Genomic DNA, 15791 nt, shown 5'->3' with positions numbered 1-15791 from the left:
GGGAAGTAACGTCACATTTAAAGGCATGTGCGCGACCGATTGATGCACACATAAAGCATTGAATCGGATTTTAGAAAATGGCTTGACAGCAAGTGACCGCTCATCGGATTTGCGGCTCGACCTGTCAGAGTTGACAGTTGTTGACAGGTGAATTGCTAGGCCTACTGGTTTGGACCGAGCGGGTCAGGAACCAAACTTGAAATCTCAATAAGGACTTTTGAAATGGCCAATCTGATTAAAAATGGTGATTTTGCGAATCAAGGCGATCACTGGACAGCAACAACCCCGAATAACGTCAGTTACGTACATGGTCACTGCATAATCGCGCCTCCTGACTCCATCAGTCAGGACGTCCTTCTGGGCAACGAGGGCGGCGGTAAATTCATGATCTCGGCAAGAATGAAAACACTGCATGGCTATGCGGGCCGCATCACTGTGCAACCACATCCGACAGGCAACCCGGTTCAACTTGACGTCGGAGGTAACCAAGGCTGGACGATCAAGTTCCAAGAGTTCGACGCCCCTCTCGCGACACTCAAGTTCACGGTGAAGGTAGAGTCCAATGACGGTACGTTTGATGAACTTGGCTCTTATTTCAGCGATGTAACGCTATCCAAGCTGCTCTGAGCCACACGAATGAAAGCGAGCTTTCATGACGTGGCAGCTCGCTTTTTTACCGTAAACGCACCAGCGGTGTATTCCGAGAGAGAAGTTTCAATGAACTCGCCAATCCCTTTCGCAGCCTTGCCGGCCACCTATCAAAAAACACTGAAAACCTGGCGCCCGGTCATCCTGTATTTCGCCAACGAACATTGCCCCGCCTGCGATTCGGCCGGGCAGGTGTTTCGGCAAATTGTCGAGCAGTACCGCCATCGCGCCAATATCTACATGCTCAATACCAGCCAATCCCCGCGCCATCCGCTGGTTACCGGTACGCCCACCGTACTGTTTTACAAAAACGGCAGACTGGTGAAAAAACTCAAAGGCATCGGCACGGAAAAAACCCTCGCACGGGATTTCGCCGAGCACATTGGCAAGATCAAAGCACCCGTTGCCGTCCGTAAAAAAAAGCATGATCTGCCCTGGCTGCGTCAGAAACTTCGTACTTTGCGCACCGTTGCACGTGCGCACTTGCGGAGTCACTGCTGAACAGGCTGAAGGTTCCGAAGCCGGGTTAACCAAAAAGTCTCAGGGAGGGATAGGACATGACGAATTTGATCAGGAATGGCGAGTTCTACGAAGGCGAAAAAGACTGGTCAGTGAGCCATCCAGAGCACGTGAAATTCAACGAGGATGACTGCAAGATCACTTCACCCGGATACATCCGTCAGGACGTCATTTTCCCATCTGCAGCCGAAGAGTATGCGCTGTCTGCCAGAATGAAGACTGCGTCCGGCTCCACGGCTCGCGTGATATTGACGCTACATCCTGCTGGCGACGAACTTGAGTTGGCGCTGACGGACGATCCAAACTGGCAAGTGCGAACCGACTGGATCCTCGCGCCAGCCGGCACGACCGGAGCCACGGTCAGACTGCAGACAGACGGAGCAATCGGCGTCGCCGCCGCGCAATTTGGCAGTCTGGTGCTACTGAGTCTGGAGACTAGAGAACCGAAAAACATTCTTGAGCGAATCGTGGCGTGGTGGAGATCCCTGTTCAGTGCAAGGGGATAAATCCAGCGTTTCAGGCAACGGGCGTCCTTTGGAAATGTATTTCAGCGCTTGGCAGCCTCTGTATAGATTTCGCCTCGCGCTCGCTTGCCAACGGCTGTCACCGCGACCACCAAGACTTCATCCTTGACGCGATATACCATCCGATAGCCGGCGCTTCGCAGCTTAATTTTGTATGCATTACCAAGGCCTTTGAGCCGATCCGCCGGTACATGGGGATTAAGCAGCCGATCCGCTAGTTTTTTCTTGAACTGATCTCGTAGACCTGCGCCAAGTTTCTCCCATTCTTTCCAGGCCTTTTCAGAAAACTCCAGCTCATAGGTCATCTATTGAGACCTTGATGGTGGGGTCGTTTTCTCGCTCCTTGCAAAGCGCGATCAACTCCAGATCATCAAGACGCGTCATCATTGCCTCGTACTCTTTGGCAGGTACGCAATAAAACGCTGGTTCATTTCGGTTGAGAATTGCTACGGACCGCCCGCCTCCGGCAGCCACAGTGCCCATCGGATTTTTTTTCAATTCGGAAATACTCGCTACTACGTGGGAAAGAACGATGTGTGCCATTAAGGTGCTTCCTGAAGTACTTTTAGTAGCACTTAAAATAGCACCCTCTGAAGCTCTTAACTTCAGTGCATTTGACAATAGCACGCCACTTTTCCCGACGTTTCCGCATTACCCGTCAGACGTTTCCCGCACTTTGGTGGGAGCAATTTCTCCGTTTCGATGCGACTCCTAGCTTTCTGACAGCCCGTGCTCCTTGCCTCAGGCGCTGATCAAGGTGGATAGAGCGTTATAGGCGTCAAAGCATACAGGGAGGGATCGCTATATCTTCCATCATTGAGTACTGCGGCGCCCGACACAAAGCATTCGCGAGCAGGCTCGCTCCCACATTTTGCAACGCGTTCCAGTGTGGGAGCGAGCCTGCTCGCGAAGAGGCCCGCACAGTTAGTAGAGAACTCCAGGATTACGCTGGCGCGCGCTCCAAAAGCACCCGCGTCACCCGCCGCTCCTCCACCGCTTTGACCGTCATCTGCCAGCCTTCAAGCTCCAGACGATCACCGATGACCGGCAAGCGGTCGAGCAGGCTCATCACCAACCCGGCCATGGTCTGATAATCCTCGGTCGCTTCGGCGCCGAACCCGGTGCGTTGGCGCACACGCGCAAGGTTCAACGCGCCGCTGACCATAAACCCGTCCTGCTCCTCGATCACATCGGGGCCTTCGACTTCGCTGGCATCCGGCAGCTCGCCGGCAATCGATTCGAGGATGTCGGTCATGGTCAATACGCCGACGAAATCACCGAATTCGTTGACCACAAAAGCAATGTGCGTCGAGGCAGCGCGCATCTGCTCCAGCGCATTGAGGATCGAATAACCGTCGAGCAGGTTGATGGTCTTGCGCGCCAAATGTTCCAGGTTCGGCTCGGTGCCGGCCAGATATTCCTTGAGCAATTCCTTCTTGTGCACGAAGCCCAAAGGCTCATCCACCGCACCGTTGCGAATCAACGGCAGACGCGAGTAGGACGAGTGCATCAAACGGGTACGAATCGCCTCGCGATCATCGGCCAGATCAATCGTGTCGACATCGGCGCGCACGGTCATCAGCCCGCGAATCGGGCGCTCGGCCAGTTGCAACACACCGCTGATCATCACCCGTTCGCGACGATCGAACAGCTCGGCATTTGGCGCGTCACCGTCGTCGAGCAGATCGGAGATTTCCTCGCCAACCTCTTCCACCGCCAGTTTGCGCCCGCCCAGCAAGCGCATGACTGCGTGAGCTGTTCGCTCGCGCATCGGCCGCAGCCCTTGCATCGAGCGCTTGCGCCGCGCCCGGGCGATCTGGTTGAACACCTCGATCAGAATCGAGAAACCAATGGCGGCATACAGATAGCCTTTCGGAATGTGGAAGCCCAGACCTTCGGCCGTCAGGGCAAAACCGATCATCATCAGGAAGCCCAGACACAGCATGATCACCGTCGGGTGCGCGTTGACGAAGCGCGTCAGCGGCTTGCTGGCGAAGATCATCAAGCCGATCGAGATGATCACCGCGATCATCATCACCGCCAGTTCATCGACCATGCCCACGGCGGTGATCACCGCATCGAGGGAGAACACTGCGTCGAGCACCACGATCTGCGCAACGATCGGCCAGAACATTGCATACGCGGCGTTGGTCGTGCGTTCACCGATGTGGCCTTCAAGGCGCTCGTGCAATTCCATGGTGGCCTTGAACAGCAGGAACACACCACCGAACAGCATGATCAGGTCGCGGCCGGAGAAGCTCTTGTCGAACACCTCGAACAATGGCTGAGTCAACGTCACCAGCCAGGAGATACTCGCCAACAGGCCAAGACGCATGATCAACGCCAGCGACAGGCCGATAATTCGCGCGCGGTCACGCTGATGCGGTGGCAGTTTGTCCGCCAGAATTGCGATGAACACCAGGTTGTCGATACCCAGCACCAGTTCCAGCACGATCAATGTCAACAAGCCTAACCAGGCCGTGGGATCCGCTAACCATTCCATAAAACGTCTCTATCTCTCTCGGTTAAGTCAGGCTGCCGGACACGGCAAGGCGCAACGCAAAGGCTCTGGGGCCGCGTTATCTACGATAGTCGGGTGTCGAAAAACCGGATGCTGCGAGTGCGTCAAGACCGCGCCATGGCGCGAGGGGAAGGTGCGACTGGGAGGCTCCGAAAGGGTGTTCATGCAAATCCTGAATGAAAAATGGCCTTGGAGCGTACAGTCTTTGGGAACATTTCCTACAGAGGCAAATCATTTCAAAATCTGTAAAAGCTTCTACAGGGCAGTGTCAGCGTCCGGCAAAGCGCAGCCGGGACAACTGGCGCAAATCTCCTTCGATGTAGTAATCGTTGGTCCAACTGTCGCCCACCGCCAACGGACTCACCTGCTTCAATGCCAGTTTCTTCGCGAAATAGCGAAACCGGTAATGCTCATAAAACCGCAGTAGCTCTAGCCCGTAACGATCCGCCAGTTCGGTATCGCCGCGAATGATCAGGTAGTTCTCATCATTGCCGTTACTGGCCGAAGCGCTGAGGTTGTGGCTGCCGCTGATGATCGTCGGCGAATCGGTGGTGAAGTCGGTAACTACGGCTTTGGTGTGCACCAGCAGATTGCCCTTCTGGCCTTTCATGTTCTCGCGCAACCAGCCTTCCAGACCGGTATTGAGCAGTGCGGTGGCGGCGAATTCGGCGCTGCGGTCGGCGTGGAACCCGGTAATGCGGCTGGCGGTGTTTTGCAGGCCATAACGCAGAATGTCGTCGTGGGGCTCGCCGAGTAACGCGTTAAGAATCGCGTCCGGCAGCGAGAACGCCGTGACGAACAGCAGATCTTTTTTTGCAGCACTGATGATCCGCACGAATTCTTGCAGATCGGCCCCACCAGTACGCGGTGAAAACCCGGTAAATAACGGCTGCTGCGGATTCATCGGATTGTGTTCGGTGATCCAGTCACGGGTTGCACCGACGTCGTCCGGCCACGCCCAGATCTGCTCGAACGTCTGCAGATAACTCGCGGCGATCGATTCATCGTCCAGCACATGCACCACGTTGGCCTGCCGGTAGACCCCGTTGGCGGTGAAATTGGTGCTGCCACACAGAACCGCCTCAGGCTGATGCTCGCCACTGACGCCGATGCGGCTGAGGACCATGAATTTGTTGTGAAAGATATTGTGGGTCACTCGCCCGCGTTTGCTCGCCGCAGGCAGTGCCGCCAGGCTCGCTTCGTTGATTGTGGTGTCTTCATCATCTACCCGGGCGTGATACAGAACCCGCACCTTCACGCCACGCGCAAACGCTGCGTTCACCGCATCGACAATTGCCTGCAATTGGTATTCATAGATGGCGATATCCAGCGCCCATTGCTCATCGACGGCACGCTCGATAAAACCCAGCAAGCGCCCGAGCAAGCCGTTTTCCAGCCACTGACGGGCCGTATCGGGCCAGGCTTCGATGGGCATGTTTCTATTGGCGCTGATCAGTGCGTCCAGATCGGGAAACTTGCGCTGGAACGCCTGACTGGCGGCGACAGCACGATTGAATATCACGCTTTGATTGCTTGGCTGACCGTCATCGGAGGTAATCGTCAGCTGCAGCGCCTCGCCCAGTTGCACGGCCTCCGCAGTGCCGTAGGCCAGATGCACACGATAGTGAAGGGTCATGCCCGGATTCACCGCGTAATCGGCCCAGCGAAATTTTTGCAGCGGCGCGGTATTGCTTGGGGTGGCGTGGAACTGGGGAAAGGTGTGAGGCTTATTCGGGAAGGTCAGGCTGTTGAACAGGAACAACCAGGGTTTGGCGCCCTGCTGCTTTTCGATGGCAAATCCCAGCAGGCCTTTGCGTCGGGGTTCGGCCAGGTCCATGGCCAGTAGCACGCCGTTGGTGCCGGCGTAGGCTCTGACGCGGAAGTCGTCCTGAGGATTTTTGACCAGTACGCGCATCGCTCACTCCTTGTGATTGGGCTGGGTGCAGCATAGAGCAGGGATGCGGGTTTTGGTGTTCCTGATCGGGTACCGAGTTGATGCCTTCGCGAGCAGGCTCGCTCCCACAGTTGAACGCATTCCAGGGTGGGAGCGAGCCTGCTCGCGAAGACGGTCGAACAATCGCCGAAAAGGTTAGAGAGAAATCAGCTCATCAATATGTCGATACTCTGCACTCAATGTTGAAGCCAGATCCCGCGCCCGCCCCAACCGAATCGGCCCACGCTCAATATCGATCAACAACCCCGGACACCCCAGCGCCGGCAACCCCGACCACTGTTTCAAACGCCCATCGGTCACCACCAGCAGCCTTTGCTGTTCAGCGGGAAACCGTTTGCGCCGCACCGTCAGCCATTGCTCTGCCTGCCCCAGCGCCGCCAGCAACGGCGTGCCGCCGCCGGCACCCAAAGCCTCAAGCCAGATCCGCAAGCCACTGGACGCTTTCAAACCTTGCACCTGCCATTTCGGCGCCGAACCACTGGCCGTCAGCAAAGCCAGTCGCGCCCGTTGACGGTAAGCGTCGTCGAACAGTTGCGCGAGCAGGCCTTTGGCATCGCTCAACGCGTGATGACGCCGCGTCGAGGCCGACGCATCGACGATGACCAGCCACAGTTCATGCGGCGAGCGCGTGCGCAGTTGGAACAGCAGATCTTCACGCAGCCGCGGACGCCCGTTGAGCAACGTGCCCGGCCAGTTCACCGTGCCGCTGAGGGCAGTATGGCGCTTGCCTTGGTGTCCGTTGTCCAGCCGCCCGGCGCGGGGTCTGGCATTCGCCCCCGCATCGGATCGGGGGCGAATGCCTAAGGCTTTTTTGGCCAGCTCGGCACTTCGCGGCGCGCGCCGGTGGCAAGTGCGGGCGCCGGCATATCGCCCCACTGGCCCTGGCCTTCACTCGGCGTGGTCTGAGCCTCGGCTGGCGCCTGAGTCGGTTGTTGCGGGCTCGACGGCGCTTGTTCACGGCGACGATGGCGCAGGGCAAAATCGGCCACGGCGTCGATGTCTTCATCGCCAATCACCTCAGCCCCGCGCCATGCCGCGTGGGCACGCGCCGCACGCAACCAGACCAGGTCGGCACGCAGGCCATCGACGCCGGCGGCAAAACAACGCTCGGTGATCTGCGCCAGTGCCGCGTCGTCCAGGGCAATATTGGCCAGGGCGCCGCGAGCGTGTTCGCAACGCGCGCGCAGACTTTGTTGCTCGGTTTGCCACTGCGCGCAGAATGCTTGCGGATCGCTGTCGAAATCCAGACGCCGACGAATGATCTGCCCGCGTTCCGTTGGTGCCGTGTGGCCACTGAGGGCGACGTTCAGGCCGAAGCGATCGAGCAACTGCGGACGCAACTCGCCCTCTTCCGGGTTCATGGTGCCGATCAACACGAACTTCGCCGAATGCCGATGGGAAATACCGTCGCGCTCAATCAGATTGGTGCCGCTGGCGGCGACATCGAGCAGCAGATCCACCAGGTGATCCGGCAGCAAATTGACCTCATCGACGTAGAGCACGCCGCCGTCGGCCTTGGCCAGCACGCCCGGCGAAAACTGCGCGCGCCCCTCGCTGAGGGCAGCGTCGAGGTCGAGGGTGCCGACCAGACGTTCTTCGGTAGCGCCCAACGGCAAGGTGACGAATTGACCGCTGGCGAGCAGATCGGCCAGGCCACGGGCCAAGGTGGATTTGGCCATGCCGCGCGGACCTTCAATCAGCACGCCGCCGATTTTCGGGTCGATGGCGGTGAGGCACAGGGCGAGTTTCAGGTCATCGGCGCCGACCACGGCGGAAAGCGGGAAATGCGGGGTGTCGGTCATTTGGGTTTTCTCTGTCGTGGTCATTGGTGTTCTTGGCGTTGTGGTGTGTCAGTTGGGTTGGCCCTCACCCTAGCCCTCTCCCGGAGGGAGAGGGAACTGACCGAGTTGTTCTTGCAAGTTGCGCCGACCTGAATTATCGAGTTGAACTCAGGCCCCATAGCCAACACAAATCGGCGCCCTCTCCCTCCGGGAGAGGGCTGGGGTGAGGGTAGCCTTTAACCGGCTACACATCTTCTTCTATGTCCAACAACAGATTCTCCAACGCCTCTTTATAAGCCCCCGGCTCCTGCCACATCCCGCGCTGTTGCGCTTCCAGCATGCGCTCGGTCATATCCCGCAGCGCATGCGGATTGTGCTCACGAACAAACTCCCGGGTCGCCGGATCGAGCAGATAAGCATCGGCAAGCAACGCGTATTGATGATCATCGATCAACTGCGTCGTGGCATCGAACGCGAACAAATTGTCCACCGTCGCGGCCATTTCGAAGGCGCCTTTATAGCCGTGACGCTTAACCCCGTCGATCCATTTCGGATTGGCCGCGCGCGAGCGAATCACCCGGTTCAGCTCTTCTTTCAAGGTGCGAATCTTCGGCAGATCCGGTTGGCTGTGATCGCCGTGATAACTGGCCGCCGCCTCGCCGCGCAGGGTTTCCACGGCAGCAAGCATGCCGCCCTGGAACTGGTAATAGTCGTTGGAATCAAGCAAGTCGTGCTCACGGTTGTCCTGATTCTGCAGCACCGCTTGCACCTGACTCAGGCGCTGGACGAACTGCTCGCGCGCCGCGGTGCCTTCGTCGGATCCGCCATACGCGTAAGCGCCCCAGTTCAGATACACCTCGGCCAGATCGTCGCGGCTTTGCCACAAACGGCCATCGATCGCGACCTGCACGCCTGCGCCATAGGCACCGGGTTTGGCGCCGAAGATCCGCCAACCGGCCTGACGCCGTGCGGTGTCCTCATCGACGCCCGACTGCAACAGTGCCTCGCGCTCGGCACGCACTTTGGCGGCCAACGGATTGAGATCGTCCGGTTCGTCCAGCGCTGCCACTGCCTGCACTGCCGCATCGAACAGGCGAATCAGATTGGCGAACGCATCGCGGAAAAATCCGGAAACCCGCAACGTGACATCGACGCGCGGGCGGTCGAGCAGGCTCAGCGGCAGAATCTCGAAATCGTCGACACGCTGACTGCCAGTGGCCCACACCGGGCGGACGCCCATCAATGCCATCGCTTGGGCAATGTCGTCGCCACCGGTGCGCATGGTTGCCGTGCCCCAGACCGATAAACCGAGTTGGCGCAGGTGATCGCCGTGGTCCTGGAGATGGCGTTCGAGAATCAACGCTGCTGACTGGAAACCGATGCGCCACGCGGTGGTGGTCGGCAGGTTGCGCACGTCCACGGAATAGAAATTGCGGCCGGTCGGTAACACGTCGAGGCGACCACGGCTGGGCGCGCCGCTCGGGCCGGCGGGGACGAAACGGCCGCTGAGGGCGTCGAGCAGGCCGCGCATTTCGGCAGGGCCGCAAGCATCGAGGCGTGGGGCGACGACTTCGCGCAGGTGGTCAATGATTGCACTGACTTCAGCCCACGCCGGCCCCTGTGGGAGCGAGCCTGCTCGCGAAAGCGGTGGGTCAGGTAAATCTTTAGCGACTGACACGACGCTTTCGCGAGCAGGCTCGCTCCCATAGGGAATTTGTAGGGATGCGCAGATCAGTTCAGTGGCAAACAGTTCGAGGCGTTCGCGGGTGTCGCCAGCGGTGCGCCAGCTTTCCTCGCTTTGCGATTGCAGCTCTGCCGGGCACGGGCCTGTCCATGGCTCGGCCAACGCGCAATCGAGTGGATCGAACCCCAGCTCGAACCCTTTGGCCAGCGCGCGCAGCAGGCTCGATTGCGCGCCCTTCCCGTCTCCGCGTGGAATGCGCAGTAGCGCCAGCAACGTATCAATGCGCAAACGTCCGGTCGGTGACTCGCCGAAAATATGCAAGCCATCGCGAATCTGCGATTCCTTCAGATCACACAAATAGGTATCGAGACGCGGCAGCCAGATCGCCGCATCAGCGTCGCTGTCCATCCCGGCATCGAGTTGCAGTTCACGGTCGATCTGCGTCTCGCGGACCAATTGCAGAATGTCGCGCTGCAACTCGCGGGCACGGCGCGGATCGAGCAACTGCGCTTCGTAATACTCGTCAGCCAGCAATTCCAGATTGCGCAACGGCCCGTAGGTTTCGGCGCGGGTCAGCGGCGGCATCAGGTGATCGATGATCACCGCTTGCGTGCGTCGTTTGGCCTGGGCGCCCTCACCCGGGTCGTTGACGATGAACGGATAGATGTTCGGCAGCGGCCCTAGCAGCACATCCGGCCAGCAGTTTTCCGAAAGGCCCACACCTTTGCCCGGCAGCCATTCAAGGTTGCCGTGTTTGCCAACGTGAATCACGCCGTGGGCGCCGTAGGTGTTGCGCAACCAGAAATAGAACGCCAGACAGCCGTGCGGCGGCACCAGATCCGGGTCGTGATAGACCGCACTCGGGTCTACCTGATAACCACGCGCCGGTTGAATGCCGACAAAGGTCAGGCCGAAGCGAATGCCGGCGATCATCATGCGCCCGTCGCGGCACATTGGATCGTTTTGCGGCGCGCCCCAGCGTTCAACCACAGCGCTGCGATTAGCTTCGGGCAGCGCGTTGAACATCGTCAGGTAAGCGTCCATCGCCAGGCTTTGCTGGCACGGACGCAGATCAATCGTGTCGAGATCGTTGCTGACGCCACCGAGCAACTGCTGGATCAGCTCGGTGCCACTATTTGGCAGTTCAGCGGTGAGCGGATAGCCCTCAGCCTGCAACGCGCGAAGAATATTCAGCGCCGCCGCTGGCGTGTCGAGGCCGACACCGTTGCCGATGCGTCCGTCGCGGGTCGGGTAGTTGGCGAGGATCAGCGCAATGCGTTTTTCGCCATTCGGTACTCGCGCCAGATCGATCCAGCGCCGCGCCAGTTCAGCGACAAAATCCATGCGCTCGGGTTGCGCGCGGTAGCAGACCACATCGGACTGACTGCGCTCACTGCGCCAGGCCAGATCCTTGAAACTGATCGGCCGACTGATGATGCGCCCGTCGAGTTCCGGCAAAGCAATGTGCATCGCCAGATCGCGCGGGCCAAGGCCCTGCTCGCTGTCGCGCCAGCCGGGTTCGTTGTCCTGCGCGCAGATCGCCTGAATCACCGGAATATTGCGGCGAAACGGCCGCAGATGCGGCGCTTCGGGGCTGGACTGAGCGAATCCGGTGGTGTTGAGAATCACCCCCGCCTCGACTTCATCCAGCCAATCCTCGACCACCGTCAGGCAGCCGGGCTCTTTCAAACTGGCCACCGCGATCGGCAACGGATTAAGCCCCGCCGCCTGCAAGCGCTGGCAGAAAACATCGATAAAAGCAGTGTTAGCCGCCTGCAGATGCGAGCGGTAAAACAGCACCGCCGCAACCGGGTTTTCCGGCAGCCATTCGGCTTGCCAGTCACTCAGTGCCGCAGTGGTTTTGTTCGGATGGTAAATCGCCGTGCGCGGCAGGGTTTGCGGTTCTTCCCAGGCGTAATCGCGGGCGAGCCAACGATCAGCCAGGCAGCGGAAAAAATCCAGCGCATTACCCAGGCCGCCCTGCCGCAAGAACTGCCAGAGGCGGTCGCGATCTTCGGCGTTGACGGTGCTCAAGTCGCTGAGCTCCGGATCCGGCCGGTCATCGCCCGGTACCAGAATCACCTGCACACCGCGCTCGGACAGCTCGACCAGCCGCTCGACGCCATAGCGCCAGTAGGCAATGCCGCCATGCAGCGAAATCAGGATCACCTTGGCATGACGCAGCACTTCATCGACGTACAGATCGACCGAGGCGTGATTCTGCACTTGCATCGGATTGGCCAGGCGTAGGCTCGGATAATCCTCGGGCAACTGCTGCGCGGCTTCAGCGAGCAGCGCCAGGCTAGAGTCGCCGCTGCACAGGATCACCAGCTCGGCAGGGGTTTGGCCAAGGTCGGCAATGTTGTCATCCGAGACGAATCCGCCGGGCTGAGTCCTGAGCAGGTGCATGGTTTAAACGCTGAGCGCGGCGCGCAGTTGCGCTTCGAGTTGCGCCGCGTCGAGTTCCTGACCGATCAACACCAGACGCGTCACGCGCGCCTCATCGGCGCCCCACTGACGGTCGAAATGCTTGTCGAAACGCGTGCCGACGCCTTGGATCAACAGGCGCATCGGCTTGTTCGGGATGGCAGCGAAACCTTTGACACGGAGGATGCCGTGCTGAACCACCAGTTGCGTCAGCGCGTCGAGCAGCAAGCTTTCGTCAGCTTGCGGCAGTTCGATGGAGATCGAATCGAAAGCGTCGTGATCGTGGTCATCGTGATCGTCATCGCCTTCACCATGGTGGTGATCATGATGGCTGTGACGGCTGTCGATGTGTTCTTCGGAACCGACGCCGAGGCCGATCAACACGTCCAGCGGAAGACGACCGTTGCTGGCTTCGATGATTTTGACGGCGGGCGGCAGCTCTTCGGCGACTTCTGCGCGAACGCGAGCGAGGTCTTCCGGGCTGGTCTGGTCGGCCTTGTTGAGGATGACGAGGTCGGCGCTGGCCAGTTGGTCGGCAAACAATTCGTGCAGCGGCGATTCGTGGTCGAGGTTCGGGTCGAGTTTGCGCTGCGCGTCGACTTGATCCGGGGATGCGGCGAAGGTGCCGGCGGCCACGGCCGGGCTGTCGACCACGGTGATCACCGCGTCAACGGTGCAGGCGCTGCGGATTTCCGGCCACTGGAAGGCTTGCACCAGTGGTTTTGGCAGGGCCAGACCCGAGGTTTCGATGAGGATGTGGTCGAGGTCGCCGCGACGGGCAACCAGTTCGCGCATCACCGGGAAGAACTCTTCCTGAACGGTGCAGCACAGGCAGCCGTTGGCCAGTTCGTAAACGCGGCCGGTGGCTTCTTCTTCGGTACAACCGATGGTGCATTGTTTGAGGATTTCACCGTCGATGCCCAACTCGCCAAACTCGTTGACGATCACCGCAATGCGGCGGCCCTGAGCGTTGTCGAGCATGTGTCGCAGCAGCGTGGTCTTGCCCGAGCCGAGGAAGCCGGTGACGATGGTGACGGGAAGTTTGGCCAGTGTTTTCATCGGTATGCCCTTTGGCAAGCGGCGGGCATACGGGACGAGAACCGGCATCGCGCGTGCGCGCCGGAAGCGTTCGCCACCGGATCACCCCGCCCGGTTGTAGTGAGAATCTGTGACGAGGCAGGTCTCCTGGCTGACGGTGTTCAGGCGTGGGCCTGGCGTTTGCTGCGCCTTCCCGCTGGCTCATCGTTTGAGCTGGCAGTGGCGTGGCAGCGAACATCACCGTTCACAGTTGCGGGGGCAGCCGCGGCATTGACCGCGTTCCCTTCTTAGCTTCGGCAACGGCCGAAGAACCTCGAAAGCGCAAGGCTACGCATCGTCTAAGGGTGGGTCAATGGGCGTTGAGCTTTGGTTTTGGGGGCATATCCGTTGCTGCGGGTGCTGCCGCTGGCGGTTTCGCTCTTACAGCGAGTCCCTTTTTCAAACGCCAAAAAGGAACCAAAAGGCTTTGCCCCGGCGTACGGCACTTCGCTGAGGCTCAGTGTTCCCTCGCTACGGTGTCCATCCGAAGGGGCAAAAAATCAAAAGCCAAAGCAAGATCAAAGGCCAGATCAAAAGCCCCTCATCCTAGCCCTCTCCCGGAGGGAGAGGGGACTGACCGCGTGGAATGGAAGAGATACGCCGAATTGGGATACCGAGTCGAACTCAGATTCTGAAAGGCCCACCATCGGCTCCCTCTCCCTCGGGAGAGGGCTGGGGTGAGGGGCTGCAACAACGCAAATCAAAAGCCGAACACCCGCGCTCTTCACCACTCAATAGGCCGAGTGTCAGCTCGCCTGCTCTTGATCTTGATCCACAGGCGACATCGGAAGGCTGAGTGGAGGGATCGATCCCGCAGCGAAGGAACCCCGAGCCCCAGCGATCGGGCCGAACGTCAGGGCGAAGACCTTTGGGTTACTTTTTTTGGGGGCGTTTGCCAAAAGTGACCCGCCGCAAGGGCGGACCGTAACCAGCAACACCCGCAGCAACGGATCCACCCACAAAATTGACTAAAATCCCCAACCCATGCTCTCCTACACACCTTGTTACGGGTGCCCTTCACAGGGTGAAACGGGAAACCGGTGAATCATGTGCTTTACTCAAGCCCATGTCAGTCCGGTGCTGCCCCCGCAACGGTAAGCGAGCGAAGCGTCAAAACCACTGTGCCCGTGCGGCATGGGAAGGTGACGCTTGCAGGTCGGCCTGACGCCAACCCCTCGTGAGCCCGGAGACCGGCCCGCAACACACAGCCCGCATTTGTGCGGTGCTGAACATAACAAACCCGCGGTGGGCGGGCGCTGTTCGAACCTCTGCGAGCCCGACCCGCAGGGGTTTTCATGCGCTCTATATCACCCGCTGACACTCCAGAGGGAAGCGCCATGTCGATCATCAGCAGCACCGGCAGCAACACGGACAAAATTTCCAGCACCACCACCCTGAGCCAACGCCTGAGCGCCGCGATCTTCGCGTCGATTCTCGGCGCCAGCCTGGTCTACTTCGCCGGTTTCTCGCACATCGAAGCGGTACACAACGCCGCCCACGATACCCGCCACAGCGCCGCGTTCCCGTGCCACTGAGACCTGCCGACATGATCAAGCGTATTGCGCAAACCGCAGGTTTCACCGGCCTGCTGGCCGCCCTGCTCCTCACCCTGCTGCAAAGCTTCTGGGTTTCGCCGCTGATTCTGCAAGCGGAAACCTTTGAGAAGTCCGAGCCGGTGGCGGTTCACGAACACGCCGCCGGCGCCGCTGCACACACCCACGATGCCGAAGCCTGGGAACCGGAAGACGGCTGGCAGCGTGTCGTCTCGACCACGGGCGGCAATCTGGTCGTAGCCGTCGGTTTCGCCCTGATGCTCGCAGGCCTCTACACCCTGCGTGCGCCGACCAAAACCTCGCAAGGTCTGCTCTGGGGTCTGGCCGGTTATGCGACATTCGTACTGGCACCGACGATGGGCCTGCCACCTGAATTGCCGGGCACTGCCGCCGCTGATCTGGCCTCACGACAAATCTGGTGGATTGGCACTGCCGCGTCGACCGCTGTCGGTCTGTCGCTGATCGCGTTCAGCCGTCACTGGTTGATGAAGATCCTCGGTGTGGCCATCCTCGCTGTGCCCCACGTGATCGGCGCACCGCAGCCGGAAGTGCATTCGATGCTCGCCCCCGAGGCATTGGAAGCTCAGTTCAAAATTGCTTCGCAGTTAACCAACGTAGCGTTCTGGCTGGCCTTGGGCCTGATCAGCGCCTGGTTGTTCCGCCGCAAAAGCGATGGTCAATACCACGCATGACCAATGACCGCGCAGCGCCGACCTTCGTGGTCGGCCTGGGCTGCCAGCGCGGTTGCCCGGCCACCACGTTGCGTGCGCTACTCGATCAGGCGCTACAGGCACATCGCATCGACCTTGAAGCGGTCAAGGCCTTGGCCAGTATCGACTTGAAGCGCGACGAGCCGGGCCTGCAGGAACTTGCTGCACAACTGGCCTTGCCCTTGCTGTACTTCAGCAGTGAAGAATTGGCCAGTTACCAGCAACGGCTCAGTCACCATTCGCAGATCGCCTACGAACGCACCGGTTGCTACGGCGTCGCCGAAAGTGCCGCTCTGGCCCTCGCCGAACAGCTGATTCAGGCCCCGGCAAAATTGCTGATTTCCCGGCAAAAATACGCTCAGGCCACGTTGGCATTGGCCGGCGCCGCGTAAA

14 protein-coding genes and 2 riboswitches are annotated in these 15791 nt (G+C 59.8%); of the genes, 6 read left to right on the top strand and 8 right to left on the bottom strand.

Going from position 1 to position 15791, the window contains the following annotated elements; genetic code table 11:
* The first annotated feature begins 222 nt into the window (after nt 1-222).
* The 3 genes from ACZZ0G_RS24895 (at nt 223) to ACZZ0G_RS24885 (ending at nt 1673) form a co-directional block, all read left to right on the top strand.
* Entirely contained in the window at nt 223-627 is a 405-nt protein-coding gene (locus ACZZ0G_RS24895; RefSeq protein WP_463557914.1) for a hypothetical protein, read from the top strand.
* 90 nt (nt 628-717) lie between these two features.
* On the top strand, nt 718-1149 hold the full coding sequence (locus tag ACZZ0G_RS24890; RefSeq protein ID WP_463558893.1) for a thioredoxin family protein: 432 nt from the start codon (nt 718-720) through the stop codon (nt 1147-1149).
* Between the two features lie 56 nt (nt 1150-1205).
* Nucleotides 1206-1673, top strand: coding sequence for a hypothetical protein (locus tag ACZZ0G_RS24885; protein ID WP_463557913.1), 468 nt, complete (start codon nt 1206-1208; stop codon nt 1671-1673).
* A gap of 41 nt (nt 1674-1714) precedes the next feature.
* Here ACZZ0G_RS24885 and ACZZ0G_RS24880 read toward each other — a convergent pair whose 3' ends face one another.
* From ACZZ0G_RS24880 to cobW, 8 genes are all read right to left on the bottom strand, one after another.
* The gene (locus tag ACZZ0G_RS24880) at nt 1715-1996 is read right to left on the bottom strand and encodes a type II toxin-antitoxin system RelE family toxin (RefSeq protein ID WP_463557912.1); all 282 of its coding nucleotides are present in this window, start codon (nt 1994-1996) and stop codon (nt 1715-1717) included.
* A complete protein-coding gene (locus ACZZ0G_RS24875) occupies nt 1986-2234 on the bottom strand; it encodes a type II toxin-antitoxin system Phd/YefM family antitoxin (protein WP_038368375.1) in 249 nt (82 codons plus the stop codon). The genes ACZZ0G_RS24880 and ACZZ0G_RS24875 overlap by 11 nt, the downstream gene beginning before the upstream one ends.
* 400 nt (nt 2235-2634) lie before the next feature.
* A complete protein-coding gene (locus ACZZ0G_RS24870; RefSeq protein WP_463557911.1) occupies nt 2635-4194 on the bottom strand; it encodes a TerC family protein in 1560 nt (519 codons plus the stop codon).
* Between the two features lie 286 nt (nt 4195-4480).
* Nucleotides 4481-6127 (bottom strand): phospholipase D-like domain-containing protein, encoded by a 1647-nt coding sequence (locus ACZZ0G_RS24865; RefSeq protein WP_463557910.1) that lies wholly within the window; start codon nt 6125-6127, stop codon nt 4481-4483.
* Nucleotides 6128-6301: 174 nt separating this feature from the next.
* Nucleotides 6302-6985, bottom strand: a complete 684-nt coding sequence (locus ACZZ0G_RS24860) for a vWA domain-containing protein (RefSeq protein WP_463558892.1) — start codon at nt 6983-6985, stop codon at nt 6302-6304.
* Nucleotides 6967-7968 (bottom strand): ATP-binding protein, encoded by a 1002-nt coding sequence (locus tag ACZZ0G_RS24855; RefSeq protein WP_463557909.1) that lies wholly within the window; start codon nt 7966-7968, stop codon nt 6967-6969. The genes ACZZ0G_RS24860 and ACZZ0G_RS24855 overlap by 19 nt, the downstream gene beginning before the upstream one ends.
* A 223-nt stretch (nt 7969-8191) precedes the next feature.
* A complete protein-coding gene (gene cobN / locus ACZZ0G_RS24850) occupies nt 8192-12040 on the bottom strand; it encodes a cobaltochelatase subunit CobN (RefSeq protein ID WP_463557908.1) in 3849 nt (1282 codons plus the stop codon).
* Nucleotides 12041-12043: 3 nt separating this feature from the next.
* Nucleotides 12044-13117: a cobalamin biosynthesis protein CobW gene (gene cobW, locus ACZZ0G_RS24845; protein ID WP_463557907.1), complete on the bottom strand. Its 1074-nt coding sequence runs from the start codon at nt 13115-13117 to the stop codon at nt 12044-12046.
* Nucleotides 13118-13216: 99 nt separating this feature from the next.
* Nucleotides 13217-13427: riboswitch (cobalamin riboswitch) on the bottom strand.
* Between the two features lie 699 nt (nt 13428-14126).
* Nucleotides 14127-14348, top strand: a riboswitch (cobalamin riboswitch).
* Nucleotides 14349-14472: 124 nt separating this feature from the next.
* On the opposite strand from cobW, the gene ACZZ0G_RS24840 reads away from it, so the two are divergent.
* Genes ACZZ0G_RS24840 through ACZZ0G_RS24830 form a run of 3 tightly spaced genes read left to right on the top strand, consistent with a single transcriptional unit; the run spans nt 14473 to nt 15790 of the window.
* Nucleotides 14473-14670, top strand: coding sequence for a CbtB domain-containing protein (locus ACZZ0G_RS24840; protein ID WP_134177522.1), 198 nt, complete (start codon nt 14473-14475; stop codon nt 14668-14670).
* An 11-nt stretch (nt 14671-14681) separates the two neighbouring features.
* Nucleotides 14682-15380: a CbtA family protein gene (locus ACZZ0G_RS24835; protein WP_463557906.1), complete on the top strand. Its 699-nt coding sequence runs from the start codon at nt 14682-14684 to the stop codon at nt 15378-15380.
* Entirely contained in the window at nt 15377-15790 is a 414-nt protein-coding gene (locus ACZZ0G_RS24830; RefSeq protein ID WP_463557905.1) for a cobalamin biosynthesis protein, read from the top strand. Before ACZZ0G_RS24835 ends, ACZZ0G_RS24830 begins: the two co-directional genes overlap by 4 nt.
* The last annotated feature ends 1 nt before the right edge of the window (nt 15791 follow it).

The organism is Pseudomonas sp. AC169 (assembly GCF_979258515.1).
This window is presented reverse-complemented; position numbering and strand designations above follow the sequence as displayed.

What these genes read in the sequence shown, in the direction of transcription:
- ACZZ0G_RS24895 (WP_463557914.1), top strand. Translation starts at nt 223, where the DNA reads ATGGCCAATCTGATTAAAAATGGTGATTTTGCGAATCAAGGCGATCAC.
- ACZZ0G_RS24890 (WP_463558893.1), top strand. Translation starts at nt 718, where the DNA reads ATGAACTCGCCAATCCCTTTCGCAGCCTTGCCGGCCACCTATCAAAAA.
- ACZZ0G_RS24885 (WP_463557913.1), top strand. Translation starts at nt 1,206, where the DNA reads ATGACGAATTTGATCAGGAATGGCGAGTTCTACGAAGGCGAAAAAGAC.
- ACZZ0G_RS24880 (WP_463557912.1), bottom strand. Translation starts at nt 1,996, where the DNA reads ATGACCTATGAGCTGGAGTTTTCTGAAAAGGCCTGGAAAGAATGGGAG.
- ACZZ0G_RS24875 (WP_038368375.1), bottom strand. Translation starts at nt 2,234, where the DNA reads ATGGCACACATCGTTCTTTCCCACGTAGTAGCGAGTATTTCCGAATTG.
- ACZZ0G_RS24870 (WP_463557911.1), bottom strand. Translation starts at nt 4,194, where the DNA reads ATGGAATGGTTAGCGGATCCCACGGCCTGGTTAGGCTTGTTGACATTG.
- ACZZ0G_RS24865 (WP_463557910.1), bottom strand. Translation starts at nt 6,127, where the DNA reads ATGCGCGTACTGGTCAAAAATCCTCAGGACGACTTCCGCGTCAGAGCC.
- ACZZ0G_RS24855 (WP_463557909.1), bottom strand. Translation starts at nt 7,968, where the DNA reads ATGACCGACACCCCGCATTTCCCGCTTTCCGCCGTGGTCGGCGCCGAT.
- cobN (WP_463557908.1), bottom strand. Translation starts at nt 12,040, where the DNA reads ATGCACCTGCTCAGGACTCAGCCCGGCGGATTCGTCTCGGATGACAAC.
- cobW (WP_463557907.1), bottom strand. Translation starts at nt 13,117, where the DNA reads ATGAAAACACTGGCCAAACTTCCCGTCACCATCGTCACCGGCTTCCTC.
- ACZZ0G_RS24840 (WP_134177522.1), top strand. Translation starts at nt 14,473, where the DNA reads ATGTCGATCATCAGCAGCACCGGCAGCAACACGGACAAAATTTCCAGC.
- ACZZ0G_RS24835 (WP_463557906.1), top strand. Translation starts at nt 14,682, where the DNA reads ATGATCAAGCGTATTGCGCAAACCGCAGGTTTCACCGGCCTGCTGGCC.
- ACZZ0G_RS24830 (WP_463557905.1), top strand. Translation starts at nt 15,377, where the DNA reads ATGACCAATGACCGCGCAGCGCCGACCTTCGTGGTCGGCCTGGGCTGC.